At 70.9% G+C, this 25,357-nt stretch carries 21 protein-coding genes; 11 read left to right on the top strand and 10 right to left on the bottom strand.

Going from position 1 to position 25,357, the window contains the following annotated elements:
• The first annotated feature begins 137 nt into the window (after positions 1–137).
• The 3 genes from ABTX78_RS10665 (at position 138) to ABTX78_RS10675 (ending at position 2,362) form a co-directional block, all read left to right on the top strand.
• Complete coding sequence (locus ABTX78_RS10665) at positions 138–803, top strand: response regulator (protein WP_352206433.1); 666 nt, start codon at positions 138–140, stop codon at positions 801–803.
• Between the two features lie 119 nt (positions 804–922).
• Positions 923–1,339: a pyridoxamine 5'-phosphate oxidase family protein gene (locus tag ABTX78_RS10670; RefSeq protein ID WP_352206434.1), complete on the top strand. Its 417-nt coding sequence runs from the start codon at positions 923–925 to the stop codon at positions 1,337–1,339.
• A 15-nt stretch (positions 1,340–1,354) separates the two neighbouring features.
• On the top strand, positions 1,355–2,362 hold the full coding sequence (locus tag ABTX78_RS10675) for a phosphotransferase (RefSeq protein ID WP_352206435.1): 1,008 nt from the start codon (positions 1,355–1,357) through the stop codon (positions 2,360–2,362).
• 83 nt (positions 2,363–2,445) lie between these two features.
• Here ABTX78_RS10675 and ABTX78_RS10680 read toward each other — a convergent pair whose 3' ends face one another.
• Entirely contained in the window at positions 2,446–3,981 is a 1,536-nt protein-coding gene (locus tag ABTX78_RS10680) for a protein kinase domain-containing protein (RefSeq protein ID WP_352206436.1), read from the bottom strand.
• Positions 3,982–4,332: 351 nt separating this feature from the next.
• Here ABTX78_RS10680 and ABTX78_RS10685 point away from each other — a divergent pair, with 351 nt between their 5' ends.
• The 6 genes from ABTX78_RS10685 to ABTX78_RS10710 all read left to right on the top strand — a co-directional run bounded on the left by ABTX78_RS10685 (position 4,333) and on the right by ABTX78_RS10710 (position 12,073).
• Entirely contained in the window at positions 4,333–5,952 is a 1,620-nt protein-coding gene (locus tag ABTX78_RS10685; RefSeq protein WP_352206437.1) for a protein kinase domain-containing protein, read from the top strand.
• A 233-nt stretch (positions 5,953–6,185) separates the two neighbouring features.
• Entirely contained in the window at positions 6,186–6,788 is a 603-nt protein-coding gene (locus ABTX78_RS10690) for a hypothetical protein (RefSeq protein ID WP_352206438.1), read from the top strand.
• 85 nt (positions 6,789–6,873) lie between these two features.
• On the top strand, positions 6,874–7,542 hold the full coding sequence (locus ABTX78_RS10695; RefSeq protein WP_352206439.1) for a PadR family transcriptional regulator: 669 nt from the start codon (positions 6,874–6,876) through the stop codon (positions 7,540–7,542).
• Positions 7,543–7,755: 213 nt separating this feature from the next.
• Complete coding sequence (locus ABTX78_RS10700) at positions 7,756–8,532, top strand: ABC transporter ATP-binding protein (protein WP_352206608.1); 777 nt, start codon at positions 7,756–7,758, stop codon at positions 8,530–8,532.
• Positions 8,529–11,390: an ABC transporter permease gene (locus ABTX78_RS10705; RefSeq protein WP_352206440.1), complete on the top strand. Its 2,862-nt coding sequence runs from the start codon at positions 8,529–8,531 to the stop codon at positions 11,388–11,390. The genes ABTX78_RS10700 and ABTX78_RS10705 overlap by 4 nt, the downstream gene beginning before the upstream one ends.
• Positions 11,391–11,530: 140 nt before the next feature.
• The gene (locus tag ABTX78_RS10710; protein WP_352206441.1) at positions 11,531–12,073 is read left to right on the top strand and encodes a bacterial proteasome activator family protein; all 543 of its coding nucleotides are present in this window, start codon (positions 11,531–11,533) and stop codon (positions 12,071–12,073) included.
• A gap of 277 nt (positions 12,074–12,350) precedes the next feature.
• On the opposite strand, the gene ABTX78_RS10715 is transcribed toward ABTX78_RS10710, so the two are convergent.
• From ABTX78_RS10715 to pdhA, 7 genes are all read right to left on the bottom strand, one after another.
• On the bottom strand, positions 12,351–13,331 hold the full coding sequence (locus ABTX78_RS10715) for an NAD(P)H-quinone oxidoreductase (RefSeq protein ID WP_352206442.1): 981 nt from the start codon (positions 13,329–13,331) through the stop codon (positions 12,351–12,353).
• Positions 13,332–13,357: 26 nt separating this feature from the next.
• Positions 13,358–14,482, bottom strand: coding sequence for a potassium channel family protein (locus ABTX78_RS10720; protein WP_352206443.1), 1,125 nt, complete (start codon positions 14,480–14,482; stop codon positions 13,358–13,360).
• A complete protein-coding gene (locus tag ABTX78_RS10725) occupies positions 14,434–15,804 on the bottom strand; it encodes a molybdopterin molybdotransferase MoeA (protein ID WP_352206444.1) in 1,371 nt (456 codons plus the stop codon). Before ABTX78_RS10725 ends, ABTX78_RS10720 begins: the two co-directional genes overlap by 49 nt.
• On the bottom strand, positions 15,801–16,682 hold the full coding sequence (locus ABTX78_RS10730) for an NTP transferase domain-containing protein (protein ID WP_352206445.1): 882 nt from the start codon (positions 16,680–16,682) through the stop codon (positions 15,801–15,803). The genes ABTX78_RS10725 and ABTX78_RS10730 overlap by 4 nt, the downstream gene beginning before the upstream one ends.
• Positions 16,683–16,872: 190 nt before the next feature.
• Positions 16,873–18,420, bottom strand: a complete 1,548-nt coding sequence (locus ABTX78_RS10735) for a dihydrolipoamide acetyltransferase family protein (RefSeq protein WP_352206446.1) — start codon at positions 18,418–18,420, stop codon at positions 16,873–16,875.
• Positions 18,420–19,424 carry an alpha-ketoacid dehydrogenase subunit beta gene (locus ABTX78_RS10740; RefSeq protein WP_352206447.1) on the bottom strand — a complete coding sequence of 335 codons (1,005 nt, stop codon included), beginning with the start codon at positions 19,422–19,424 and terminating at the stop codon, positions 18,420–18,422. Before ABTX78_RS10740 ends, ABTX78_RS10735 begins: the two co-directional genes overlap by 1 nt.
• Complete coding sequence (pdhA, locus tag ABTX78_RS10745; RefSeq protein ID WP_352206609.1) at positions 19,421–20,557, bottom strand: pyruvate dehydrogenase (acetyl-transferring) E1 component subunit alpha; 1,137 nt, start codon at positions 20,555–20,557, stop codon at positions 19,421–19,423. The genes ABTX78_RS10740 and pdhA overlap by 4 nt, the downstream gene beginning before the upstream one ends.
• 204 nt (positions 20,558–20,761) lie before the next feature.
• On the opposite strand from pdhA, the gene ABTX78_RS10750 reads away from it, so the two are divergent.
• A complete protein-coding gene (locus ABTX78_RS10750) occupies positions 20,762–21,280 on the top strand; it encodes an Lrp/AsnC family transcriptional regulator (RefSeq protein ID WP_502993848.1) in 519 nt (172 codons plus the stop codon).
• 175 nt (positions 21,281–21,455) lie between these two features.
• On the opposite strand, the gene ABTX78_RS10755 is transcribed toward ABTX78_RS10750, so the two are convergent.
• A complete protein-coding gene (locus tag ABTX78_RS10755; protein WP_352206449.1) occupies positions 21,456–22,058 on the bottom strand; it encodes a TetR/AcrR family transcriptional regulator in 603 nt (200 codons plus the stop codon).
• Entirely contained in the window at positions 22,055–23,572 is a 1,518-nt protein-coding gene (locus tag ABTX78_RS10760; protein WP_352206450.1) for a 3-hydroxyacyl-CoA dehydrogenase, read from the bottom strand. The genes ABTX78_RS10755 and ABTX78_RS10760 overlap by 4 nt, the downstream gene beginning before the upstream one ends.
• A 123-nt stretch (positions 23,573–23,695) precedes the next feature.
• On the opposite strand from ABTX78_RS10760, the gene paaN reads away from it, so the two are divergent.
• Entirely contained in the window at positions 23,696–25,357 is a 1,662-nt protein-coding gene (paaN, locus tag ABTX78_RS10765; RefSeq protein WP_352206451.1) for a phenylacetic acid degradation protein PaaN, read from the top strand.

Genomic DNA, 25,357 nt, shown 5'->3' on the forward strand with positions numbered 1-25,357 from the left:
CGATTTTGCTTGGATATCCAAGTAAATCGCGAAATACGGGAACAACCACTGGTCACAGCCTTGCAGGCCGCCGGAACACGGGCACGTTATCCCGGGCACCCCGGGCACGGGAAGAGTAGATGTGTGAGACTGCTTTCGTGCCCGAAGACGGAAAAATCACCGTATTCCTTCTCGACGATCATGAGGTCGTGCGCCGCGGAGTCCACGAACTGCTCGCCGGCGAAGAGGACATCGAGGTCGTCGGAGAGGCGGGCACGGCGGCAGACGCCCTGGTCAGAATCCCCGCGACCAGCCCGGATGTCGCCGTTCTCGATGTTCGGCTGCCCGACGGCAGCGGTGTCGAGGTGTGCCGCGAGGTCCGTTCCGCCGATGAGCACATCAAATGTTTGATGCTCACCTCGTTCTCCGACGACGAGGCACTTTTCGACGCGATCATGGCCGGCGCGTCGGGATATGTGCTGAAGGCGATCCGCGGCAACGAGCTGTTGACGGCGGTACGGGACGTGGCCGCCGGCCGGTCGCTGCTCGACCCCGTGGCGACCGCCCGGGTGCTGGAGCGGCTGCGCGGCGGCGACAGCCCGAAGAACGACGAGAAGCTGGCGGCCCTGACCGAGCAGGAACGCAGGATCCTGGACCTGATCGGCGAGGGGCTGACCAACCGCGTCATCGGCGAGCGGCTGCACCTCGCCGAGAAGACCATCAAGAACTACGTCTCGAGTCTGCTGTCCAAACTGGGCATGGAGCGGCGTTCGCAGGCCGCCGCCTACGTGGCCCGGATGCAGGCGGAGCGCGAGTACCGCTGACGTCCCGGCTCACCCGTCCGGGCCGACCCGTTCCGGCCACCGCCGCCGGGACCTTCGTCCCTGCGGGTTGAGGGCAGCGGGCCCTGTCGGGCAGGGCGTCCGTCACGGAGAGTGGAGTCATGTCCACCGAGGAAACCCGCGCGGTCGAACTGCTCGGCCGTGTGCCGTACGGCCGGCTGGCGACGAGCATGCGGGCCATGCCGTTCGTCGCGCCGGCCCGCCACATCGTGGTGGACGGCAGCGTGGTCCTGCGGATACACCGTGGTTTCGGCTACCACAGCGCGTCCAGCGGCAGCGTGGTGGCCTACGGCGCGGACAACCTCAACTCCGGTGCGGCGGTCCGCTGGTCCGTGCAGTTCAGCGGTACGGCGGAGGTGGTCCAACCGTCCGAGGAGGAGCTGCGGCTCTTCGGGGAGCAGCCGCACCACATGAACGGCGAGGCGTTCGATCCTGTCTATCTGCGGATCGAACCCCGGTTCGTGACCGTGCACACGATGGACTATCTCGAAGAGCGTCCCACCCGACACGCTGCGTGATCTAACATCTGGCGGGTGCCGCGCTCATCTGCAACCGCCCCACCCCTCGGCCCGCTTCTGCGCCGCTACGAGGACCCGGGCGAACCACTGTCCTGCGAGCCGGTCACCCTGGGCCTCCTCAACCGCGGTTACCGGCTGTCCACCACCCGCGGCGCCTATTTCCTCAAGCACCACCTCGACGGCGACCACGAGGCCATCGCCCGTCAGCACCAAGCGACCAAGCGGCTCCAGGCGCTCGGCGTCCCGGTCGCCCCGCCCGTCGAGGACACCGAAGGCGGCACGGTCGCGGTGATCGGCGGCCGCTGTTACGCCCTGCACCCCTGGGTCGACGGGCGCCACCGCGACGGCGCCCACCTCACGACGGCCCAGTCCCGTCGGCTCGGCTCCCTCCTGGGCCTCGTCCACACCTGCCTCGACCAGGTCATGGAGGTCGACCACACAGAACTCGGCGAGTACGAGAGCGCCGACCCCGAGGAGACCTTCGCGCTCATCGACGAACTGCTGGCCCTGGCACGGGCCGCCCGCCCCCACGACGCCTTCGACGCCCTCGCCGAGCACCGGCTCGTGGAGCGCCGGGCGCTGCTGGAGCGCCATGCCGGGCACAGACCGCCGCCGGGCTCCGCGGGCGGCTGGGTGCACGGCGACTTCCACCCGCTGAACCTGCTCTACCGGGGCGCGGAGCCCGCGGCGATCGTCGACTGGGACCGGCTGGGCGTGCAGCCGCGCGCCGAGGAGGCCGTACGGGCGGCGGCGATCTTCTTCGTCCAGCCGGCGGGCGAACTGGAGCTGCCGAAGGTGCGCGCGTACGCCCGGGCCTACCGCCGGGCCGCCGGCGCGGACGCGGCGGAGCTCGCGGCGGCGGTGCACCGCGTGTGGTGGGAACGGCTCAACGACTTCTGGATACTGCGCTGGCGCTACCAGCTGAACGACCGAAGGGCCGACCCGCAGTTTCCCGCGGTGTCGGCCCTGGCGGTCTGGTGGACGAGCGAGTACGAGGCGGTCCGGGACGCTTTCACGGCCTAGACGGCGGCCCCGGCGCCGAGCCCCGGTGCCCTGCACCCGGTTTCCGCGCCGAGCCCGGGTGCCCCGGAGCACCCGGCCGGACGTCAGTCGCCCTCGGTGCCGCCCGGGTCGCCCGGATCACCGTTGGCACCCTCGCTGGTGCCGCCCGTCGGCGGATCCGTGGGCTGGTCCGTCGGCTCGGTCGGCTCATCCGTGGGCTGGTCCGTCGGCTCGGTCGGCTGATCCGTGGGCTGGTCGGTGGGGCCCGCCGTCGTCTGCGGGTCGCTCGGCGTGACCGGCCGGGTGTAGGTCGGCTCCTTCGAAGGCTCCTGGTTGCCGCCGGTGCTGGTGTCCGGCTCCTCCGTCGGCTGGGTCTCCTCCTCGGTCGGCGTCGGCGTCTCGTCCGGCGTCGTGGGTGTCTCGGAGACCGACGTCTTGTCGGAGGGCGTGCTGCCCGGGTCGCCCGCCTTGTTCAGGGCGAAGGCGATGCCGGCCGCGACGGCGACCACGGCGAGCACGGCCAGCAGCCATGCCTTGCTGCGGCCCTTGCGGCCGCCCGGCCGATGACCGTCGTACGCACCGTCGTTCGGGTTGGGCGGGGGCAGCAGCGGACCCTGCGAGGTGTCGCCGTGCACGGGGTGGTGCACGGCGGTCGGCCCGGTGGTGCCCATGGCGGGCGTCGGCCCGCCGTCGTTCAGCATGACCGGCCCGGTGTTCCAGCTGCCGTTGTGGCTGCCCTGCTGCTGGAGCATCTGCAGCGAGTACTGCACCAGGCCGCGCATTTCCTCCGCGCTCTGGAACCGGTCGTCCGGGTCCTTCGCGAGCGAGCGCATCACCATGCCGTCGAGCTCCGGCGGCACCACGTCCGAGACCTCGGACGGCGGGGCCGGGATGTCCTGGACGTGCTGGTAGACCACCGAAAGCGGGGTCTCACCCGTGAAGGGGGGCCGCAGCGCGAGGAGTTCGTAGAGCAGACAGCCCGTCGCGTAGAGGTCGGACCGGTGGTCGACGGCCTTGCCCAGCGCCTGCTCGGGGGACAGGTACTGGGGTGTGCCCATCACCATGCCGGTCTGCGTCATCGTCGTCGACGCCCCGTGCAGGGCGCGCGCGATGCCGAAGTCCATCACCTTCACCGCACCCGAGTTGGTGATGATGACGTTCGCGGGCTTGATGTCGCGGTGCACGATGCCGTGCTGGTGGGAGTACGCGAGTGCTTCGAGGACGCCGGAGACGATGATCAGGGCCTGCTCGGGCGGCGGGGCCTCGGCGTTCAGCAGCAGATCGCGGATCGTGCGGCCCTCGACCAGCTCCATGACGATGTACGGCACGGACTGGCCGCCCACGACGTCCTCACCGGAGTCGTAGACCGCCACGATCGCATGGTGGTTGAGGCCCGCGACCGACTGTGCCTCGCGGGTGAAGCGGGCCTTGGAGACAGGGTCCTCGGCAAGGTCGGCGCGCAGCAGTTTCACCGCGACGGTCCGACCGAGCCGTACGTCCTCCGCCGCGTAGACTTCGGCCATGCCGCCGCGGCCGAGGCGGTGCGTCAGCCGGTACCGGCCGTCACCGACCAGTCCGCCGGTGCCCCAGGAGTCCGCCGCATCCGGCACGCCGCCGCCTGCTTCGGGTTCGGGTGCCATCATTCCTCGCCGTCGTGTCTGTCCGCGTGCTTGGGGGTGCGTGCGGGAATCGCTGTCGTCCTCAGGGTGCTTGTGCCGCCTCACGCTACAGCCTCTGCGAGACGCGCCTGCTCGAGATGGACCGGCCATCAAACCCGCTGCCGGTCCGGCGGCGCAAATTCCATGCTTTTCCTGTAACGAGTCCGAGACTCTTCTTGTGCGTACGGTCACGGAACGGGCACCCGGCTTGACGTGTCGGACCCCTCGGGCAGACTTGCCCCGTAATAGGGATCACGTCATGCATCACGGATCACGCGGCGACGCGGGCCATCGCGGGCCGTCAGGTGTTCGCGCCGAGGGGGAAGCACAGTCATGAGCCAGGACGGCGCGCAGGGCCGCTATGCGGGTGGGTCCGTGGCGGGTGGCCGGTATCAGCTCCGCGACCTGCTCGGCGAGGGCGGTATGGCCTCCGTCTATCTGGCGTACGACTCGGCGCTGGACCGCCAGGTCGCCATCAAGACGCTGCACACCGAACTCGGACGCGAGCAGTCCTTCCGTGAGCGCTTCCGCCGCGAGGCCCAGGCCGTCGCCAAGCTGTCGCACCCCAACATCGTCTCCGTCTTCGACACCGGCGAGGACGAGCTCGACGGCTCGCTGATGCCGTACATCGTCATGGAGTACGTCGAGGGCCGGCCCCTCGGATCCGTGCTGCAGGCGGACGTCCAGCAGCACGGAGCGATGCCGGCCGAGAAGGCGCTCAAGGTGACGGCCGATGTGCTGGCCGCACTGGAGACCAGCCACGAAATGGGCCTGGTCCACCGGGACATCAAGCCCGGCAACGTGATGATGACCAAGCGCGGCGTCGTCAAGGTGATGGACTTCGGCATCGCGCGCGCCATGCAGTCGGGCGTCACCTCGATGACGCAGACGGGCATGGTCGTCGGCACGCCGCAGTACCTGTCGCCGGAGCAGGCGCTGGGACGCGCCGTGGATGCCCGTTCCGATCTGTACTCCGTCGGCATCATGCTCTTCCAGCTGCTCACCGGACGGCTCCCGTTCGACGCCGACTCCCCGCTGGCGATCGCGTACGCGCATGTCCAGGAGGAGCCGGTCGCTCCGTCCTCGATCAACCGCTCCGTCACCCCCGCGATGGACGCCGTTGTCGCCCGCGCGCTGAAGAAGAACCCGAACGAGCGGTTCCCGAGCGCGGCCGCGATGCGCGACGAGTGCGCACGGGTGATGGGTGCCGGGCAGACGGGCGCCCCAGTGATCGTCGGTGGCGCCCCGGCCGCGAGCGGCTCGGGTGTCGGCTCGGCCGTCTTCCCGCCGCTGGACCAGTCGGCGCCGCCGCCGCAGAGCGTGCAGACGCCGTACCAGCCGAACCCGTACGGCCCGCCGACCCCGGCGCCCGTCCCGACCCCGGCTCCGCATTACGGCTATCCGCAGACTCCGGCTCCGGCGTACCAGACGGCGGGACCCCTGGCCTCGACGCCGCCTCCGTACACGATGTCCCCGCACACGGCCACGACCGGCCCGGGCGGCGGCAGCGGCGGCAAGCGGAACATGCCGGTGATCATCGGTGCGATCGCGGTCGCACTGCTCGCGATCGGCGGTCTGATCGCGGTCATCTCGATGAAGGACGACGGGAAGAACGACAACGCGGGCGGGGACCCGAGTTCGAGCTCGTCGCAGCAGCAGGGCGGTGAGCTCGCCCCGGACCGGACGCGGACCATCGAGGCCACCAAGTGCTCCGGGGCGACGGAGGACGGCCAGGACCCCAAGAAGGTCGTGGCCCCGGACCTGCGCTGGAAGGACGTACTGTCCGTCAAGGACTGTCTGCGGGCCGCCGGCTGGACGTGGGTCGTCAAGACCGAGGACAACCCCCAGTGGCCCAAGGACGCCGTGGTCGAGCAGTACCCGAGCCAGGGCGCTGCCATCCTGCCGGGTAGCCAGGAGTTCGAGCTGACGATCTCCACGGGCAAGTCCGGCTGACGCCTTCGTTCCTCTGTTCCTTCTGTTCCTTCGTCTCCTTCGCTTCCTTGCTTTCGACACGTCTCCTGTGACATGTCTCTTCCGGCACGGCCCGGTACGCATCACGCGTGCCGGGCCGTTCGTGGTGCCGGGGCCGATGACCCGGACGGCCGGTGCCCGAGATGCCGTCCTTGGTACGTCATGTGACGCTGAGTCCATCAACACAGCGGTTCGGCACGGGAGGGGGTCACCCGGTGACTCCAAGGCTCCGCACGCGGTGCGCCATCGCGGTCGCCTCGTTGCTGCTGGTCGCCCATCCGGCGCACGCGGACGAGTCCGAGACCCCCGAAGCCGCCCCCTCCGGCAAACCGACGGCGTCGTCCTCCCTCGCGGGCAGGCCCGCCGGCGAGGGCCGGCCCCGGCCGGGGCGGCCGCTGCCCCCGGTGAGCGTGAGCCCGAGCACGCCCTCCGGCTCCGCCAAGCCCTCGCACACCCCGTCCGGCACCGCCTCCGCCACGCGTTCCGCGTCCGTTTCGGCGTCTCCGTCCGCACCGGCGCCCCCTTCCCGCAAGCATCACCATCCGCCGCGCCCCCGTCTCACGGAGGAGGAGGAACCCAGGACGGAGGAGGAGCACGAGGAGCACGAGGAGCACGAGGAGAACGAGGAGCACGAGGAGGACGCCGAGCAGCCGGTGCCTCCCTCGACCCCGTTCGCACCCGCCGCCGCACGTCAACAGCAGGAACAGGCCGCCCCCGAGGCCGTCGCCCGTCAGATCTCGCCACTGTCGCTCGGCATCGGGATGGCTCTCATGGGCCTCGGAATCGGCTTCCTGGCCGTACGGATGAGGCGTCGCTGAGGCACCTGTCCTCCTTACGACGGAGGCGACGGCTCCGCCTCCCGATGGTTGGCGCGCACCGGCATACCCGGTATACATACCGAGTATGTCCATCCGTCACGGGCTCCTCGCCCTCCTGGAACACGGTCCGCGGTACGGCTCACAGCTCCGCACGGAGTTCGAGTCCCGCACCGGTTCCACCTGGCCGCTGAACGTGGGTCAGGTCTATACGACCCTCAACCGCCTGGAACGCGACGGCATGGTCGCCCAGAGCGGCGCGGATGACGCCGGCCACGCGCTGTACGTCATCACCGAGGCCGGGCACACCGAGCTCACGAGCTGGTTCGAGACTCCGGTGGACCGGAGCAACCCGCCGCGGGACGAGCTCGCCATCAAGCTCGCCATGGCGATCGGTGCTCCGGGCGTCGACATCCGTGCCGTCATCCAGTCCCAACGCCATCACACCGTGAAGGCGATGCAGGACTACACCCGGCTCAAGGCCCAGGCGCTGGCCGCCATCGAGAGCGGCGGCTCGCAGGAGCGCGACGACGTGGCCTGGTTGCTCGTCCTGGAACAGCTGATCTTCCAGACCGAGGCCGAGGCGCGCTGGCTCGACCACTGCGAAGTACGGCTCATCAGGCTCTCCGCCCAGGCCGAGCGGGGAGCCTCACGCCCGACGGCTGGCTCGCTGCTCGGACAGCAGGCGCAATCCACGCAGTCGGCACACGCCTCGCAGTCCCCGCAGCCCGATCGCTCCGGGCAGTCCACGGCCTAGCGACAGGCCCCCCGGCCGGGGCCGACTCCGCCCGGCCGCCGGGCAGTTCCCGGGCCCCGATCCCACGTCCGAGCACCTCGCTCCGGACCCACAGTCCGAGCACCGCTCCGGACCCCACTGTCCGAGCACCGCGCTCGGGCCCCTCCGGGCCTCACGCCCGTCAGACTTCCGCTCACCCGTCCGTCCAAGGGGGATCCTCCCATGTCCGATCGCATGTCACAGCAGTCACACGCGTCGCAGCAACCACAGCAGACACGGCAGTCACAGCAGCCTGTCCTGCAGCTGCAGGAGCTGACCCGTGTCCACGGAAGCGGCGCCACCGAGGTCCATGCCCTGCGCGGCATCAACCTCGACGTCTTCCCGGGCGAACTCGTCGCCGTCATGGGCCCGTCCGGCTCCGGCAAGTCCACGCTGCTGACCATCGCGGGCGGGCTCGACACCCCCACCTCGGGACGGGTGATCGTCGAGAACACCGACATCACCACCGCCAACCGCAAGACACTCGCCGCGCTTCGCCGCCGCAGCATCGGATACGTCTTCCAGGACTACAACCTGATCCCGGCGCTAACCGCCGCCGAGAACGTCTCCCTGCCGCGCGAACTGGACGGCATGTCCGCCCGCAAGGCCCGCAACGAGGCCGTCGCCGCACTGGAGGAGATGGACCTCGGACATCTCGCCAACCGTTTCCCCGACGAGATGTCAGGCGGCCAGCAGCAGCGCGTCGCCATCGCCCGCGCCCTGGTCGGCGAGCGCCGGCTCGTCCTCGCCGACGAGCCGACCGGCGCCCTGGACTCCGAGACCGGCGAGTCCGTGCTCGCGCTGCTGCGCGCGCGCTGCGACGCCGGCGCGGCCGGCATCCTCGTCACGCACGAGCCGCGCTTCGCCGCCTGGGCGGACCGTGTGGTCTTCCTGCGTGACGGCGCCGTCGTCGACCAGACCATCCGCAGCCAGGCCGACTCGCTGCTCTCGGGCCAGGCGGCCGAACTGTGAACAGCTCGTACCACTCCTGGCGCGCCGCGGTCCGTATCGCCCGCCGTGACGCCTGGCGCTACAAGGGACGCAGCTTCCTCGTCCTCGCGATGATCGCCCTGCCCATCCTCGGTGTGAGCGCCGCGGACCTGACTCTGCGCAGCGCGGAGCTCTCCACCACGCAGACCATGGAGCGCAAGCTCGGTACCGCCGACGCACGGCTGGACGACCCCGGTATGGGCGGGGCGCCCCTCATGCAGTCCCCCGACGGCGACAACTACATGCCGGTGGGCAACTTCGACAACCGGCCCTACCCGGAGGGGAAGGGCGATATCAGCAAGGCGCTGCCCGCGGGCTCGACGTCGCTGCCCGACACCATCGGCCGGGCCAAACTGCGCACGGCCCACGGTCTGCTGAACACCGAGGTCCGCGAGATCAAGGCGTCCGATTCCATGGTCACGGGGATGCTGACCGTCACCGACGGCCGGTTCCCGAAGAAGGACGACGAGGTCGCGGCGACCACGCACTTCCTGGAGAACAGCGACCTGAAGGTGGGTTCCAAGGTCACCGCCCGCGGCCTCGACCGCGAGTACACGATCGTGGGCGCCTACGAACTCCCGGACGCGCTGGACACCGATCAGGTCAACGCGCTCCCCGGGGCGCTGCTCACGCCCCTGGACAAGGCACTCGAGAGGGCGGGCCTGCCGACCTCGTCGGCTTCCACCACGTACCTGGTGAAGGTCTCTGGTGGTTTCACGTGGAACATGGTCAAGGCGGCCAACGCCAAGGGCGTGAAGGTCGAGTCCCGTGCCGTCGCCCTCGAACCGCCGGCCGATTCCGAGGTTCCGCTGTTCCAGGAGGACGGCTGGGGCAACTTCGAGCAGAGCACGGCCGCCAAGGCCGCCACCCTCGCCGCGGCGGGAACCGTCGTCGGTCTGGCCATGCTGGAGATCTGTCTGCTGGCCGGCCCGGCCTTCGCCGTCGGCGCCCGGCGCTCGCGCCGACAGCTCGGTCTGGTGGGAGCCAACGGCGGTGACCGACGCCATATCCGGGCCATCGTCCTCTCCGGCGGGCTGGTCATCGGCATCGCCGCGGCCGTCGTCGGCACGATCCTCGGACTGCTGCTCACCTTCGCGCTGCGGCCAGTTCTCGAGAACTACATGGGCGCACGCTTCGGCAGCTTCGACATCCGGCCGCTGGAACTCCTCGGCATCGGACTGCTCGCGGTGTTCACCGGTGTGATGGCCGCACTGGTGCCGGCCATCACCTCCTCCCGCCAGTCGGTGCTGGCATCGCTCACCGGCCGTCGCGGTGTCCGCAAGAGCAGCCGGGTGCTGCCGGTGATCGGTCTCGTGGCGGTCACTCTCGGCGCGGCCATCGCGCTCTACGGATCCACGATGACCGAACAGTTCATCGTCGTGGCGGGCGGCAGCGCCCTCGCCGAACTGGGCATCGTCGCCCTGACTCCCGCCCTGGTCGGCCTGTTCGGCCGGACGGGACGCATCCTGCCGCTGTCCCCGCGTCTGGCCCTGCGTGACGCGGTGCGCAACCGGGGCCGTACGGCTCCCGCGGTCGCCGCGGTGCTGGCCGCCGTCGCCGGCACGGTCGCGGTGGCGACGTACGCCGCGAGCACGGACGCCCAGAGCAAGGCCGACTACGAGGCACGGCTGCCGCACGGCGCGGTCTCCGTGATGATCGACGAGGACGGCGGGCGTGACGTGCCCTCCGTACGCGCCTCAGTGCAGAAGATGCTCCCCGTCGATGTCCGTGCGGACGTGGACCGGGTCTCGGTCGGCAAGGCAGGCTGCTCGATGTACGACGGCGGCGAGGGCTGCGGGCGGTACGAGGTGATCGTGCCTCTCGCCAACCAGTGCCCGCTGTGGCGCACGGATCCGGCCCATCCGAACGACGACCCGTCGGCCAAGTTCAGCAAGGCCGAGCGGCGCAAGCTGGCCAAGGACTGGCGCTGCCAGGACGGCAACGGCGTCAGTTACACCGACGGCGGGCTGCTCGTCGGCGACGGCAAGCTGATGAAGGTCCTCGGCATCGAGGACCCCGGGGCCGAGAAGGCACTGGCCGCGGGACAGATCGTCTCGTTCGACAAGCGCAATGTGGACACCAAGGGCCGCATCGGCATCCGGCTGATCACCGATACCCAGGCGGCCGACGAGGCCCAGGAGAAGGGCAAGGAGGCCCCCGGCGAGGTCAAGACCTTCGTCGGCTACCTGGCCGACGCCGAGCAGAAGTCCTACGGGGTCTCGATGATCATGTCGCCCGCCGCCGCCAAGGCCGCGGGAGTGCAGACGGTTCCGTTCGGCGCCTACTACTCCACCGACAAGATGCCGAGCAGTGAGCAGCGCCAGCAGTTGGACGCCGAGCTCGACAAGACCGGCTCCGAGGTCAATCTGCACGTCGAGGAGGGCTACACCAGCGAGAGCAGCATCATCCTGCTGGCACTGACCGTCTTCGCCGGTCTGATCACCATCGGCGCGGCCGGGATCGCCACGGGTCTCGCCCAGGCGGACGCCGAGGCCGACCTGAAGACGCTGGCCGCTGTCGGCGCCCCGCCCCGCGTGCGCAGGACGCTCAGCGGGTTCCAGTGCGGGGTGGTCGCCGCGATGGGTGTGGTGCTCGGTTCGGCGGCCGGAGTGCTCCCGGCGATCGGGCTGCGGCTCACCGAGAAGCGCCAGGAAGTGAAGTGGTACGAGGATGCCCTCGACCAGGGTTACGCCGGCAGTGACTCGATTCCGTACGTGCCGATCCTCGTGCCCTGGGCGACCCTGGCGGCGCTGCTGGTCGCGGTCCCCGTGGGCGCGGCCCTGCTGGCGGCACTGGTGACCCGCTCCCGTGGCGCCCTGTCACGCCGCGAGGCGACCTGATCGGCCCGGATCGCGTCCTGATCGGCTCGTGAGCGGCTCCTGATCGCACTGCCTGCGCTTTTGTGCCCCCGTACGAGGGTGGATCACTCTCGTACGGGGGCACACCGTGTGATGACGCACATGTGCGAGAGAATGGCGGCATGGAGATGCCGAGGAATGAACGGTCGCAGGAGAGCCCCCACGTTCTTGTCGTGGGACAGGACGGAATGGCGCTCGGCGGCAGTGGCGGAGACGATGAGTCACGGGAGGTCCCGTTGACCGAGATGGTGGAACAGCCGGCGAAGGTCATGCGTATCGGCAGCATGATCAAGCAGCTGCTGGAGGAGGTAAGGGCGGCACCTCTGGACGAGGCGAGCCGTGTACGGCTCAAGGAGATCCACGCCGGTTCGGTCAAGGAGCTGGAGGACGGGCTCGCGCCCGAACTCGTCGAGGAACTGGAACGCCTTTCGCTCCCGTTCACCGACGAGGCGATCCCCTCCGAAGCCGAACTGCGAATTGCGCAGGCTCAGTTGGTGGGCTGGCTCGAGGGTCTTTTCCACGGTATCCAGACGGCGCTGTTCGCCCAGCAGATGGCGGCGCGCGCCCAGCTGGAACAGATGCGCCGTGCGCTTCCGCCGGGCGCCTCCCACGAGGACGAGGAAAACCCGCCGCACGGAGCGCTTCGCTCGGGCCCGTACCTCTGACACGGACGGACGTACTGACACGGGCGTACTGACACGGACGTACCGACACGGAGGTTCTGTGAGGAACCTCCGGTGTGGATCCTCTGACACGGACTCCGGCCGGCGGGCCGGTCAGACGCTGGAGAACAGCGTTTGACCGGCCCGCTGTGCCTTGTCGGGCGACCGGGGGCCCAGGGCGCCGCGTGGTGTACCGGTGACCGGCGGCGCGACGGGACGCAGCGAGGCGCGGCGAAGGGCGCGGGTGCGGGGTGCGCGGGGTGCAGTGCCGGGTGCGGGATCAGCGCGCGACCAGCAGCACCTTCCCGACGTTCCCGCCGGACTCCAGCACGCGGTGCCCTTCCGCCGCATCGGCGAGCGGGATCTGCCGGTCGACCACCGGACGGATCCGCCCGTTCTCGATCAACGGCCAGACGTGCTCACGTACGGCTGCGATGATCGCCGCCTTCTCGCCGAGCGGACGGCCCCGCAGCGAGGTCGCCGTCACCGCGGCGCGCTTGCCCAGGAGCGTCGACAGATTCAACTCCCCCTTGACGCCGCCCTGGAGCCCGATCACCGCGAGCCGGCCGTTGACCGCGAGCGCCTGCACGTTCCGGTCGAGATACTTCGCGCCGACGATGTCGAGGATGACGTCCGCGCCCGCCCCGTCCGTCGCCTTCCGCAACTCTTCCACAAAGTCCTGCTGCCGGTAGTCGAGCAGGATGTCCGCGCCGAGTTCGGCGCAGCGCGCCAGCTTCTCGGGCCCACCGGCTGTGACCGCCACCGTCGCGCCGACCGCCTTGGCGAGCTGGATCGCCATGGTGCCGATGCCGCTCGCACCTCCGTGGATCAGCAGCGTCTCGCCCGGACGCAGGTGCGCGATCATGAAGACGTTCGACCAGACCGTCGCGGTCACCTCGGGCAGCGCCGCCGCCGTCACCAGGTCCACCCCCTGGGGGACGGGCAGCAGCTGGCCTGCCGGTACGGCGACCTTCTCGGCGTAGCCGCCGCCCGCGAGCAGCGCACACACCTCTTGGCCGACGGACCAGCCGGAAACCCCGGGTCCGAGCGCCGCGATGGTGCCGGAGCACTCCAGGCCGGGATAGGGGGAGGCGCCCGGCGGAGGGTTGTAGAAGCCCTGCCGCTGCAAAAGATCGGCGCGGTTTACGGCGCTCGCGGCGACCTCGACGAGGACCTCGCCCTCGCCTGGTACGGGATCGGGCGCCTCGGCCCACACAAGCGCCTCGGGACCGCCGGGTTCGGGAATCGTGATCGCATGCATGGCGGCGAGGCTACCCCCGTGCGGGCCTATTCAACGCTGTTGAGCGGTGAGCCTTCGTCGGCCCGCACGATAGTGATCACCCGGTCCGTCAACTGCAGCGGACTGGCGGCAGGATCGTCGTACCCCAACAGCCGGTGTCCGCGCAGCACGCTCACCACCAGGTCTTTCGTCTCACGGACGTTGAGGCCGACCTCGGCCTTTATCACCGGCCGTTCGATCAGATCGAGCCCGGAGCCCTGCTGGATGAGGTCCTCCATCACCGCGCCCGCACTGGGACTGAGCACGGAAAGGCCCAGCAGGCGTCCCGCCGCGCTGGCGCTGGTGATGACGGCGTCGGCACCGGACTGCCGCAGCAGCGGCGCGTTCTCCTCCTCGCGCACCGCCGCGACGATCTTCGCCTTCCGGTTCAGCTGTCGTGCCGTCAGCGCCACCAGCACCGCCGTGTCGTCCCGCTGGGTCGCGATGACGATCTGGTGAGCCCGTTGCACCTCGGCCCGCAGCAGCACGTCGCTGCGGGTGGCGTCGCCGATCACTCCCACGTAGCCCTCGGCGTTGGCCGTCTCGATCACCTTCTCGCTGGGGTCGACGACGACGATCTGTTCCTGCTTCACGCCGGTCGCCGTCAGCGTCTGGAGCGCCGAACGGCCCTTCGTTCCGAAGCCGATGATGACCGTGTGATCGCGCAAGCGAAGCCTCCAGCGGTTCAGCCGCCACTCCTCCCGGGTCCGTTCGGTGAGGACCTCAAGGGTGGTGCCGACCAGGATGATCAGAAAGAGCACGCGCAGCGGCGTGATCAGCAGTACGTTCGTCAGCCGGGCGCCGGTGCTGTACGGGACGATGTCGCCGTAGCCCGTGGTGGAGAGCGTGACCGTCGCGTAGTAGACGGAGTCGAGGAAGTCGACCGAGTCGTCCGAGTTGTCGTGATACCCGGCGCGATCCATCCACACCAGCAGCACCGTGATGGCGAGGACCCCGAGAGCCATCAGCAGCCGTTTGGCGACCTGACGCAGCGGGCGATCGACGACCTGGCGGGGGAGCTTCACCCGGCTGGTGACGAGAAACTCCTCCGCCCGCCGGGCCATGGCGTCGTGGCCGGGCAGTTTCACGTGAAACACCCGCCGTCGACGGTCGAGGGAGTCCCCGGGGTCCACGGCAGGTCGAGAACCTCCAGCTCGTCCCCCGGCCGTGCGCCGCCGGGCGGCACCACGGCGAGCCCATCGGCCGCAGCGATGCCCCGCAGCATGGCCGGCCCGTTGTAGTGCAGCGGCACCAGTTCCTCACCCCGGTGCACGAAGGGCACCAGCCGTGTGTCGTACGGATGCCCATGGACCTCATCACGGACGGGCGCGAGATAACCCGCCGTGGCCGCTGTCCCCGCGAGCCCCCGCAGCAGAGGTTCGGCAAGGGTGAGGAGCCCGGACACCGCCGCCAGGGGATTGCCCGGCAGACCCACGAGATGCCGCACGGGGAGCTTCTTGGCGGGAGGGAGGACTGCCAGCAGCATCGGATGCCCCGGACGTACGGCCACGCCGTCGACCAGCAGCTCGGCGCCCACCTTCCGCAGAACGGGATGGACATGGTCGACCGGCCCCGCGGCCGTACCGCCGGTGGTGATGACGAGATCGGCGTCCGACGTCGTGACGGCCCGGTAGAGCGCGTCGGCGTCGTCGCCGAGCGCGCGGGTGGCGACGACCTCGACCCCGAGGGCCCGCAGCCAGGGACCGATCATCGGCCCGAGCGCGTCACGGATCAGGCCGTCGTGGGGGAGTCCTTCGGTGAGCAGTTCGTCACCGAGGACAAGGACCTCGACGCGCGGCCGGGGAACGGTGAGCAGCTCGTCGTAGCCCGCGGCGGCAGCGAGACCCAGCACGGCGGGGGAGACCAGGGAGCCGGTGGGCAGGAGCTGGTCGCCGGATCGGCACTCCTGTCCGCGGGGACGGATGTCCTGACCTTGCGTCACGGCCCGCTCGGCGTGCAGCAGTCGGCCGTCCGCGTCGGTGCGGGCGTGCTCGGTGCGGATCACCGCGGTGGCGTCGGCAGGGATACGGGCGCCGGTGGCGATCCGTACGGCCGAGCCGTCCTCCAGCTCGGGAGCGTCGTCACGGCCCGCGAGGACCGAACCGTCGTCGTGGATCCGCCAGGGGCCGGGGCCCGCCACCGCCCAGCCGTCCATGGCCGAGGTGTCGAAGGACGGCAGATCGCACAACGCGGTCAGCGGCTCCGCCAGCACCTGGCCGACGGCCTGTCCCAACGGGACCTTCCGGGTGCGAGCGGGTGCGTTGCGCCCGATACGCGCGGCGAGAGCCCGGGCCGCCGGCCACGCCGTCGCACGGTGCCCGCCGGTTTCGGGCGCCGCGGGCCGGCTGCCGGTGGGGGTGTGTTCCTGGCGCGACTGGGGGCTGAGCAGCGCCAGGGCCTCCTCGACTCCGTCGGACTCGGGCTCGGCGCCGACCTCGCCCTTGCGACCGTTCATCCGGCGTCGGCCTGGTCCGGCCCGGCGGACTCGGGCACCGACTGCTGGGCCTCCGCCTCCCAGCGTCTGGCGAGAGCGGCGGCCTTCCGGGAAGCCTCCGCGACCGCTTCCGGCCCGCCGTCACCCGCTTTCGCCGCCGCATACCCCACCAGAAACGTGGTGAGGGGAGCGGCGGGGCGGGCGACGCCGTGCGCGGCATCACGGGCGAGGTCGAGCAGGGCGCCGGTGTCGACGTCGAGCTCGATGCCCAGTTCATCCTTGACTGCGGTGATCCATTCGTCCAGCACGTTCCCATGCTCCCTGATGCGGGCCCTGGCCGCGGAGATGTCCTCCCAGGTGTCGCAGTCGAAGGAGGCGAACGGCTCCGCGTGGATCCGGGCGAGGTCGAGTTCCTGCGTCAGCAGACGCAACGGCAGCCCGGTCAGGCTCCCGTATTCGGTGGCGAGCAGCGCGAGTTCGCGGCGCAGCGGCTCCGTACGGTAGGCGGCGACGAGCGGCTGGTCACGCCCGTCGGGGTCGGTGAGCAGCGCCGCCTCCCGCCCGCTGCTGCCGAGGGTGCCGATCAGCCGGCGCACGGTGGACTCCCCCAGGAACGGCAGATCGGCCGAGAGGACGAGGACCGCATCGGCGGCGGTCTGCCGCACTCCGGCGTCGAGCGCGGCGAGCGGTCCGCCGCCCGGGGGGTCCTCCCGTGCCCAGACGACAGGACGGGCGGTGGCCCTGCGGCCTCCGACGACCACGGTCCGCCCGGCGTCGCGGCAGGCTGTGAGCACGCGGTCGAGGAGCGGCCGTCCGCCGACACTCAGCGCCGGCTTGTCGGCTCCGCCCAGCCTCTTGGCGGCTCCCCCGGCCAGCACGATGGCGTCATACGCGGTCATGCCTGAAGTATGGTCCGCGACGGCCCGGCCGGGGACCCCTCAGTGGATCTCTCTTGATCCCGCCCTCGTGCTTTCTGCGTCCGCTCCTCTGCTGGTCGGCTGATGCTCGGCTGCTGCCGCTCCTCGGCGCTCTGCTTTCTGCCGCTTTGCGCGGTGCTGAGCTGTTTCCCGGCCCGGCCGTGCTGTGCGCCTACAGAGTGCGCAGCAGCACCGAGGGATGCTCGACGCAGTCGGCCACGTACCGCAGGAAGCCTCCGGCGGTACCGCCGTCGCACACCCGGTGGTCGAAGGTGAGCGAGAGCTGGACGACCTGGCGCACGGCCAGTTCCCCCTCGTGCACCCACGGCTTGGGCACGATCCGGCCGACCCCGAGCATCGCCGCCTCCGGGTGGTTGATGATCGGCGTGGAGCCGTCGACGCCGAACACCCCGTAGTTGTTCAGCGTGAACGTCCCGCCCGTCAGGTCCCCCGGTGTGAGCGCTCCCTGCCTCGCCACCTCGGTGAGCCGCGCGAACTCCGCGCTCAGCGACTCGGCCGAACGGCTCTGGGCGTCCCGCACCACGGGAACGACCAGACCGCGCTCGGTCTGTGCCGCGAACCCGAGGTGGACCTCGGGCAGCCGGACGATCTCCCTGGCCTCCATGTCCACCGTGGAGTTGAGCTCCGGGTGGCGGGCCAGCGCGGCCGTGCAGATCCGGGCGAGCAGCGCGATGAGCGAGATCTTCGGTCCGCCCGCGGCGTTCATCGCGGCACGGGCGGCCATCAGCTCGGTCGCGTCCGCATCCACCCAGCAGGTGGCCTCGGGTATTTCGCGGCGGCTGCGGGACAGCTTGTCCGCCACGGCGCCGCGAACACCACGCAGCGGTATCCGTTCACCGCGCGTCCCGGTCTGTGCCACAGCCGCAGGGATGGCGGCGACGGGGGCGGTGGTGGCCGGGGCGGGCACGGGCGAAGCCGCGGCCACGGCCATGGCGCGCTCGACGTCCGACCGCAGGATCAGGCCGTCCGGACCGGAGCCCGTCAACTGGCGCAGATCCAGGCCGTTGTCCCGGGCGAGCCGGCGCACGAGCGGCGAGATGACGGGCACGGGCCCGTTCGCGCCGTCCCGGACGGCCGCACCGCCGTTGAGTCCCGCGTGACCCGCGACGGCGGGCTGAGCAGCGAGGGCGGGGGCGGGTGCGGGCCCGACGTACGCGGACGCCTCGGGGACCGACGGTGCGGAAGCTCGCTCGGCAGGAGCGGCGGGCGCGGCAGGAGCGGCGGGCGCGGCAGGAGCGGCGGGCGCGGCAGGAGCGGCGGGCGCGGCGGGCGCGGCGGCTGCGGCGGCTGCGGCATCCGGGACAGCAGGCCGTATCCGGCGGCGGCGAGCCGCCGGCGCACCCGTCCCGTACCCCACCAGCACATTGCCGGACGCCTCACCCGAGGCCTCCGCCGACGACGCCGCCACAGGCTCGGCCGCCGAGCCGGCTTCCGTGCCGTCCACCGCCGACGAGGCGCCGACCGCCACCGTCAGCAGCGGTGCGCCGACCGGCAGTTCGGTGCCCTCCTCGCCGTACCGCGCGGTGACCACACCGCCGTACGGACACGGCACCTCGACCATGGCCTTCGCCGTCTCGACCTCGACCACGGGCTGGTCGATCGCGACGACATCTCCCACGTCGACCAGCCAGCGCACGATCTCCGCCTCGGTCAGTCCCTCGCCGAGGTCCGGCAGCTTGAACTCCAGCACCTGTGCCATCAGCTCCCCGCCTCCCACTGCAGTCGCGCGACCGCGTCCAGCACCCGGTCCACTCCCGGCAGATGGTGCCGCTCCAGCATCGGAGGCGGATAGGGGATGTCGAACCCGGCCACCCTGAGCACCGGAGCCTCCAGATGGTGGAAGCAGCGCTCCGTCACCCGCGCGGCGATCTCCCCTCCGGGACCGCCGAAGCCTGTGGACTCGTGGACGACGACCGCCCGTCCCGTACGCCGCACGGACGCACAGACGGTCTCGTCGTCGAAGGGCACGAGGGACCGCAGATCGACGACCTCGAGGTCCCAGCCCTCGGCCGCGGCGGCCTCCGCCGCCTCCATGCAGACCGGCAGGGAGGGCCCGTAGGTGATGAGCGTGGCGCTGCGTCCCTGACGCCTGACCACGGCGCGGCCTATCGGCTCGACGGTGGTGGGCGCCTCCGGCGACCACTGCGACTTCGACCAGTACAGCCGCTTCGGCTCCAGGAACACCACCGGGTCGTCCGACGCGATCGCGGCCCTGAGCAGGCCGTACGCATCGTCGACCGTCGCGGGCGTGACGACATGGAGCCCGGGGGTCGCCATGTAGTACGCCTCGGACGAGTCACTGTGGTGCTCGACGCCGCCGATCCCGCCGCCGTACGGCACGCGCACGGTGATGGGCAGCGGCATGGCGCCCTTGGTGCGGTTGCGCATCCGCGAGACATGGCTGATCAGCTGCTCGAACGCGGGATACGCGAAGGCGTCGAACTGCATCTCCACGACGGGGCGCAGCCCGTACATCGCCATACCGACCGCGGCGCCGAGAATGCCCGCCTCTGCCAGCGGTGTGTCGGTGCACCGGTCCTCGCCGAACTCCTTGGCGAGTCCGTCCGTCACCCGGAAGACTCCGCCGAGCGTGCCGACGTCCTCCCCCATCACATGGACGGTCGGGTCCTGCGCCATCGCGTCGCGCATGGCGCGCTGCAGGGCCTGCGCCATGGTGGCGGGCTTCACCGCGGCCGTGGTCATCGTGCTTCTCCCTCGGCGTCGAGCTCGGCGCGCAGCTGCGCGGCCTGCTCACGCAGCTGGCTGGTCTGCTCGGCGTAGACATGCTCGAAGAGGTCCATCGGCTGGAGCACCGGGTCGGCGTTCATCCGCTCGCGCAGGTCCGCCGCCATCGTTTCGGCGGAGGCCGCGACGCTCTCCCTGGCCTCGTCGTCCAGCAGCCCTCGCTCCGTCAACTCACGCTCCAGCAACCGGATCGGGTCGTGCGCCCGCCAGGCCTCGACCTCGGCGTCGCCGCGGTAGCGCGTCGCGTCGTCGGCGTTGGTGTGGGCGTCTATGCGATAGGTGACGGCCTCGATGAGCGTGGGCCCACCCCCGCGGCGGGCCCGGTCGACCGCGTCACCGACGACCTCGTGCATCGCGGCGGCGTCGTTCCCGTCGACCAGCCGGCCCGGCATGCCGTACCCCACGGCCTTGTGGGCGAGCGAGGGGGCGGCGGTCTGCTTGGCCAGCGGCACGGAGATCGCGAATCCGTTGTTCTGCACGAGGAAGACGACAGGGGCCTGCCAGACGGCGGCGAAGTTCAGCGCCTCGTGGAAGTCGCCCTCGCTGGTGCCGCCGTCGCCGACCATGGCGAGCGCGACGACGTCGTCCCCCTTGAGCCGGGCGGCATGCGCCAGTCCGACGGCGTGGGGCAGCTGGGTGGCGAGGGGGGTGCTCAGGGGCGCTATGCGGTGCTCGTGCGGGTCGTATCCGGTGTGCCAGTCGCCACGCAGCAGGGTCAGCGCCTGCACGGGGTCCAGGCCGCGCGCCACGGCGGCGAGCGTGTCGCGGTAGCTGGGGAAGAGCCAGTCGCGCTCCTCCAGGGCCAGCGCGGCCGCCACCTCGCTCGCCTCCTGCCCGGTGCTGGAGGGGTAGACGGCGAGCCTGCCCTGCTTGGTGAGGGCGGTCGCCTGCACGTTGTACCTGCGGCCGCGCACCAGCTGGGCGTACAGCTTCAGCAGCAGCTCGGGGTCGGTGCCGGCCGCGGCGTCCGTACCGAGCACGCGGTACGGCTCCGGGTCCGGGAGCAGCGGCGCGGGGTCCGTACGGGGCTTCCATGCCGGGGGCGGCGTGGGCCGGTACGCGACGGCGCCGGGCAGCTCCTGGACCGTCATGCTGCTCTTTCGCACAGCGAGCACCTCCTCCTGGGAGCGACGACGAAGCGGCCGGGGTGTGGCCCGCCTCACCTACCGATTGTTCGGTCGTGGACGCATTTTGGCTACAGGCACCTCCAGCCTGTGGACAAACGGTTCTCCACAGCCTGTGATGGAGACAGGTCGTCCATGCCAGGGAGGCGGGGGGATATGGCAGCTGAACAAATGGCCGACGGCGGGGACCGTGCGGACACGGGCCCTCCGGCTCGCCCGCTCGACGCCATCGACCGCGACATCCTGCGCATCCTCCAGACGGAGGGCCGCGCCTCGATACGTTCCGTGGCCGAGCGCGTCCATGTGTCACGCGCCAATGCATACGCGCGGATCAACCGGCTCATCGACGACGGCGTCATCCGCGGATTCAGCGCCCGGGTCAACCACGAACGCGCAGGTCAGGGCGCTTCCGCCTATATCACCCTCAAGATCGTGCAGAACTCCTGGCGGACCGTGCGCGAGCAGCTCCAGGCGCTGCCGGGCGCCGCGCACATCGCTTTGGTGAGCGGCGATTTCGACGTCCTGCTCCTGGTGCACACCCCGGACAACCGCACCTTGCGGGAGTTGGTCCTGACGCGGCTCCAGGCCATCCCGGAGGTGCTCTCCACGCGCACGCTGCTGGTCTTCGAGGAAACGGACCTCGACCCGGGGCCGGGTCCTGCGGGGGCCCCCGACATCGAACCGCTGTGATCGGACGAGCGGTTGCGGCGCGGACGCCGGAGCCCTGGGCCGTGCGAGTGGACCTGCCGGTGGAGTCCGGCCCCGGACGGACGGCGCGGTGCGGTGGCGCGACGGACGGGCCGAGTGAACGGGGTTCGGCATCCCGGGAGCCCGGGCGCGTACGCAGGTGTGGAGGGGGCTCCGGTCAGCCCTCGGCGGAGTCCGTCCGCAGGCCGTCGAAGGCGAGCCGCACGACAGTCTCGGCGACCTGGTCCCCGTCGTAGCCCCCGCTCGCGTGCGGCCGGTACCACTCCACCAGCGAGTTCACCATGCCGAACAGCAGCCTCGTGGCGAGTCGTATGTCCACGTCGGCGCGCAGATCCCCGTCGGCCGCCGCCGCCTTCAGCAGATCGGCGACCCGCTGGTCGAACTCGCGGCGGCGTTCCATCGCCCACCGCTCGGTCTTGGTGTTGCCCCGGACGCGCAGCAGCAGCGTCACATAGGGCAGCTCTGCCACCAACACCTCCACCGTGCGCCGGGTGACGTACTCCACCCGCTCGATGGCGCGCCCGCGCAGGCCTCCCGGCTCGTCCAGGATCGCGAAGAGCGCGTCGATCGCCCGGCTCACGGCCCGGCGCAGCAGCTCCTCCTTGCCGGCGACGTGGTGGTAGATCGAGGATTTGGAGATACCGGCGGCCTGGGAGAGGTGCTCCATCGAGGTGCCGTCGTAGCCGCGCTCGTTGAAGATCCGCACGGCAACCGTCAGCAGCGTCTCGGGCGTGTACGTGTCCCGCCTGGCCGTCGTCATGCGCCTGCCTCGTCCTTCTCGGTGCGGATGTACGACTGCCGGTAGAGCCCCAGGGAGGGCCCGTAGCGCCCGGTGGGCACGCGCGCGTGGAGCTCGTCCAGCAGCTCGTGCGCCCAGGACCGGCCGAGGCGGCGGCCCCACTCGACGGGCCCCAGCGGGTAGTTGACACCCAGCCGCATCGCGGTGTCGATGTCCTCGGCGGTCGCGACCTTCTTGGCCACGGCATCGGCGGCGAGGTCCACGAGCATCGCGACCGTGCGGGCCACGATCATCCCGGGAACGTCCCGGATGACGCTGACGCTCTTGCCGAGCGCCTGGAACAGGCCGATGGACTGCCGCAGCGTCTCCCACTCGGTGACCTCGGACGCGGCCAGCGCCATCCGGGTCGCGGCGCGGTAGTCGAGGGCCAGGTCGAAGTAGACGACGTCGCGGAACTCCGCCGAGGTCTGGCCGTCGGCCAGCACCAGCTGGCCGCCGCTGGGCAGCAGAATCCGGGTCCCGCGGTCCTCCTCCGTCTCACGGACGGTGATGCCCGCCTCGCGCAGCAGGGCGACCAGCTCCCGTGCGGGACCGAGGTCGCCCTCGACCGTGATCTCCGACGGCGGCTCGGTGGCCGGAGCGGTGTGCGGTTCGGGCCGGGTCGCCCCGTCCGCGTACGAGTACCAGCCGCGTCCGCTCTTGCGGCCGTGGCGCCCCGATTCGACCAGCCGGCGCTGGGCGAGCGACGGGACGAACTTGGGGCTCTGGAAGAAGGAGTCCCACACGGAGCGGGTCACGGCCTCGTTGACGTCCTGGCCGATCAGGTCGGTGAGCTCGAAAGGACCCATTCTGAAACCGCCGCACTCGCGCAGCACCGCGTCGATCGTGGCCGGGTCGGCGGCCTGCTCCTCGTAGACCGCGAAGGCCTCGGCGTAGAAGGGCCGGGCGATGCGGTTGACGATGAAGCCCGGGGTGTCGGCGCAGCGCACGGGGGTCTTCCCCCAGGCCTTCGCCGTCGCGTACGCGCGCGTGGCGGCCGCGTTCTCCGTGGCGAAGCCGCTGACCACCTCGACGAGGGGGAGCAGGGGCGCGGGGTTGAAGAAGTGCAGACCGACGAACCGGCCGGGGTTCTTCAGGGCGCCCGCCACCGCGGTGACGGAGAGGGACGAGGTGTTCGTCGCGAGGAGGCAGTCGTCCGCGACGATCTTCTCCAGGGCGACGAACAGCTGCTGCTTCACCGGCAGCAGCTCGACGATCGCCTCGACGACGAGCGCCGCGTCGGCAAACTCGGCGAGGTCCGCCACCGGATGCAGACGCGCCCGTGCGGCGTCCCGCTCGACCGCTGTCATCCGGCCTTTTTCGACCAGCCGGTCCAGACGCGCACCGATCGCCTCGGCGGCCTCGTCCGCCCGCCCCGGCGCGGCGTCGTGCAGCAGCACCGGATGGCCCGCCACAAGGGCGACCTGGGCGATGCCCTGCCCCATGGTGCCGGTGCCGACCACGGCGACGGTACGGCTCTGATCGATGGCGGTCATGGAAGGGATCCTCCCCGATGCGTTGTCCACAGGTTTGACAGGCCCCCTTGTACCGACCGATCGTTCGGTTACTCTAACTCTGTCATTCCATCCCTGCCCAGCTCGACGAGGAGTTGGTCCGTCATGCAGCTGACCGAGACCCACCGGCCGACGCTCGACCAGGCCCTCGAGGCGATCCGCACCCGCGCCTACTGGTCCCCGCACCCCGAGCACCCGAAGGCGTACGGCGAGAGCGCGCCGGCCGAGGGACTCGCGGCTTTCGAAGCCCTGCGCGGCACCAGGTTCGACCTGGACCAGCCGGGCACCGACGACTGGACGGGTGGCGAGGTCTCGCCTTACGGCCCGGAGTTGGGCATCGAGTACCCGCATCCCGACCTGGACGTCCTGCTCCCCGCCATGCGTGCGGGGATGGCAGGCTGGCGTGAGGCCGGCCCGGAGACGCGCGCCCTGGTCTGCCTGGAGATCCTCTCGCGCATCAGCGCCCGCACCCATGAGTTCGCGCACGCGGTGATGCACACCAGCGGGCAGGCGTTCATGATGGCGTTCCAGGCGGGCGGCCCGCACGCCCAGGACCGCGGCATGGAAGCCGTGGCGTACGCCTACGCCGAGCAGATCCGCACCCCCGCGGCCGCCGACTGGTCCAAGCCCCAGGGCAAGCGGGACCCGCTGGAGCTGCGGAAGACCTTCACCACGGCCGGCCGCGGCATCTCCCTGCTGATCGGCTGCAACACCTTCCCGACGTGGAACGGCTATCCGGGCCTTTTCGCGTCGCTCGCCACCGGCAACCCCGTCCTGGTCAAGCCGCACCCCCGCGCCGTCCTCCCGCTGGCGCTCACCGTGCGCGTGGCGCGCGAGGTGCTCGCCGAGGCGGGCTTCGACCCGAACCTGGTGGCTCTGGCCGTCGAGCGTCCCGGGGAAGGCATCGCCAAGACGCTGGCCGTGCGTCCCGAGATCAAGATCATCGACTACACGGGTTCGACCGCGTTCGGTGACTGGCTGGAGGCCAACGCCCGTCAGGCGCAGGTCTACACCGAGAAGGCCGGCGTCAACACCGTCGTCGTCGACTCGACGGACAACTACAAGGGGATGCTGTCCAACCTGGCCTTCTCGCTGTCCCTCTACAGCGGCCAGATGTGCACCACCCCACAGAACTTCCTGATTCCGCGCGACGGCATCGCGACAGACGCCGGCCACAAGTCGTACGACGAGGTGGTCGGCGACCTGGCGGCCTCGGTGGGCGGACTGCTCGGCGACGACGCCCGGGCGAACGCCCTGCTGGGCGCGCTCGTCAATCCCGATGTGAAGGGCCGCCTGGACGGCGCGGCGGGTCTCGGTGAAGTGGCGCTTCCCTCGCGGAAGATCACCAATCCGGAGTTCCCGGACGCCGTCGTGCGCACGCCGGTGATCGTCAAGCTCGACGGTGCCAAGCCGGACACCGAGGCGGTCTATCTGACCGAGTGCTTCGGCCCGGTGTCGTTCGCGGTCGCCCTGGACTCGACCGCGGACTCGCTGGAGCTGCTGCGGCGCACGGTCCGCGACCAGGGCGCGATGACGGTGGGTGCCTACACCACCTCACCGGAGACGGAGCGCGCGATCGAGGACGTCTGCCTGGACGAGTCGGCGCAGCTCTCGCTGAACCTGACGGGCGGGGTCTACGTCAACCAGACGGCGGCCTTCTCGGACTTCCACGGCTCGGGCGGCAACCCCGCGGCGAACGCGGCCCTGTGCGACGGCGCCTTCGTATCCAACCGCTTCCGGGTGGTGGAGGTCCGCCGCCAGGCCTGA

Origin of the sequence: Streptomyces sp. NPDC096193, assembly GCF_040302905.1 — a bacterium.
In the GTDB taxonomy this organism is placed as follows: domain Bacteria; phylum Actinomycetota; class Actinomycetes; order Streptomycetales; family Streptomycetaceae; genus Streptomyces.

Coding starts and splice junctions, on each gene's coding strand:
- paaN (WP_352206451.1), top strand. CDS start 23,696: ATGCAGCTGACCGAGACCCACCGGCCGACGCTCGACCAGGCCCTCGAG.
- ABTX78_RS10710 (WP_352206441.1), top strand. CDS start 11,531: ATGGAGATGCCGAGGAATGAACGGTCGCAGGAGAGCCCCCACGTTCTT.
- ABTX78_RS10730 (WP_352206445.1), bottom strand. CDS start 16,682: ATGACCGCGTATGACGCCATCGTGCTGGCCGGGGGAGCCGCCAAGAGG.
- pdhA (WP_352206609.1), bottom strand. CDS start 20,557: ATGACGGTCCAGGAGCTGCCCGGCGCCGTCGCGTACCGGCCCACGCCG.
- ABTX78_RS10750 (WP_502993848.1), top strand. CDS start 20,762: ATGGCCGACGGCGGGGACCGTGCGGACACGGGCCCTCCGGCTCGCCCG.
- ABTX78_RS10695 (WP_352206439.1), top strand. CDS start 6,874: ATGTCCATCCGTCACGGGCTCCTCGCCCTCCTGGAACACGGTCCGCGG.
- ABTX78_RS10735 (WP_352206446.1), bottom strand. CDS start 18,420: ATGGCACAGGTGCTGGAGTTCAAGCTGCCGGACCTCGGCGAGGGACTG.
- ABTX78_RS10715 (WP_352206442.1), bottom strand. CDS start 13,331: ATGCATGCGATCACGATTCCCGAACCCGGCGGTCCCGAGGCGCTTGTG.
- ABTX78_RS10700 (WP_352206608.1), top strand. CDS start 7,756: ATGTCACAGCAGTCACACGCGTCGCAGCAACCACAGCAGACACGGCAG.
- ABTX78_RS10740 (WP_352206447.1), bottom strand. CDS start 19,424: ATGACCACGGCCGCGGTGAAGCCCGCCACCATGGCGCAGGCCCTGCAG.
- ABTX78_RS10685 (WP_352206437.1), top strand. CDS start 4,333: ATGAGCCAGGACGGCGCGCAGGGCCGCTATGCGGGTGGGTCCGTGGCG.
- ABTX78_RS10755 (WP_352206449.1), bottom strand. CDS start 22,058: ATGACGACGGCCAGGCGGGACACGTACACGCCCGAGACGCTGCTGACG.
- ABTX78_RS10680 (WP_352206436.1), bottom strand. CDS start 3,981: ATGGCACCCGAACCCGAAGCAGGCGGCGGCGTGCCGGATGCGGCGGAC.
- ABTX78_RS10725 (WP_352206444.1), bottom strand. CDS start 15,804: ATGAACGGTCGCAAGGGCGAGGTCGGCGCCGAGCCCGAGTCCGACGGA.
- ABTX78_RS10760 (WP_352206450.1), bottom strand. CDS start 23,572: ATGACCGCCATCGATCAGAGCCGTACCGTCGCCGTGGTCGGCACCGGC.
- ABTX78_RS10670 (WP_352206434.1), top strand. CDS start 923: ATGTCCACCGAGGAAACCCGCGCGGTCGAACTGCTCGGCCGTGTGCCG.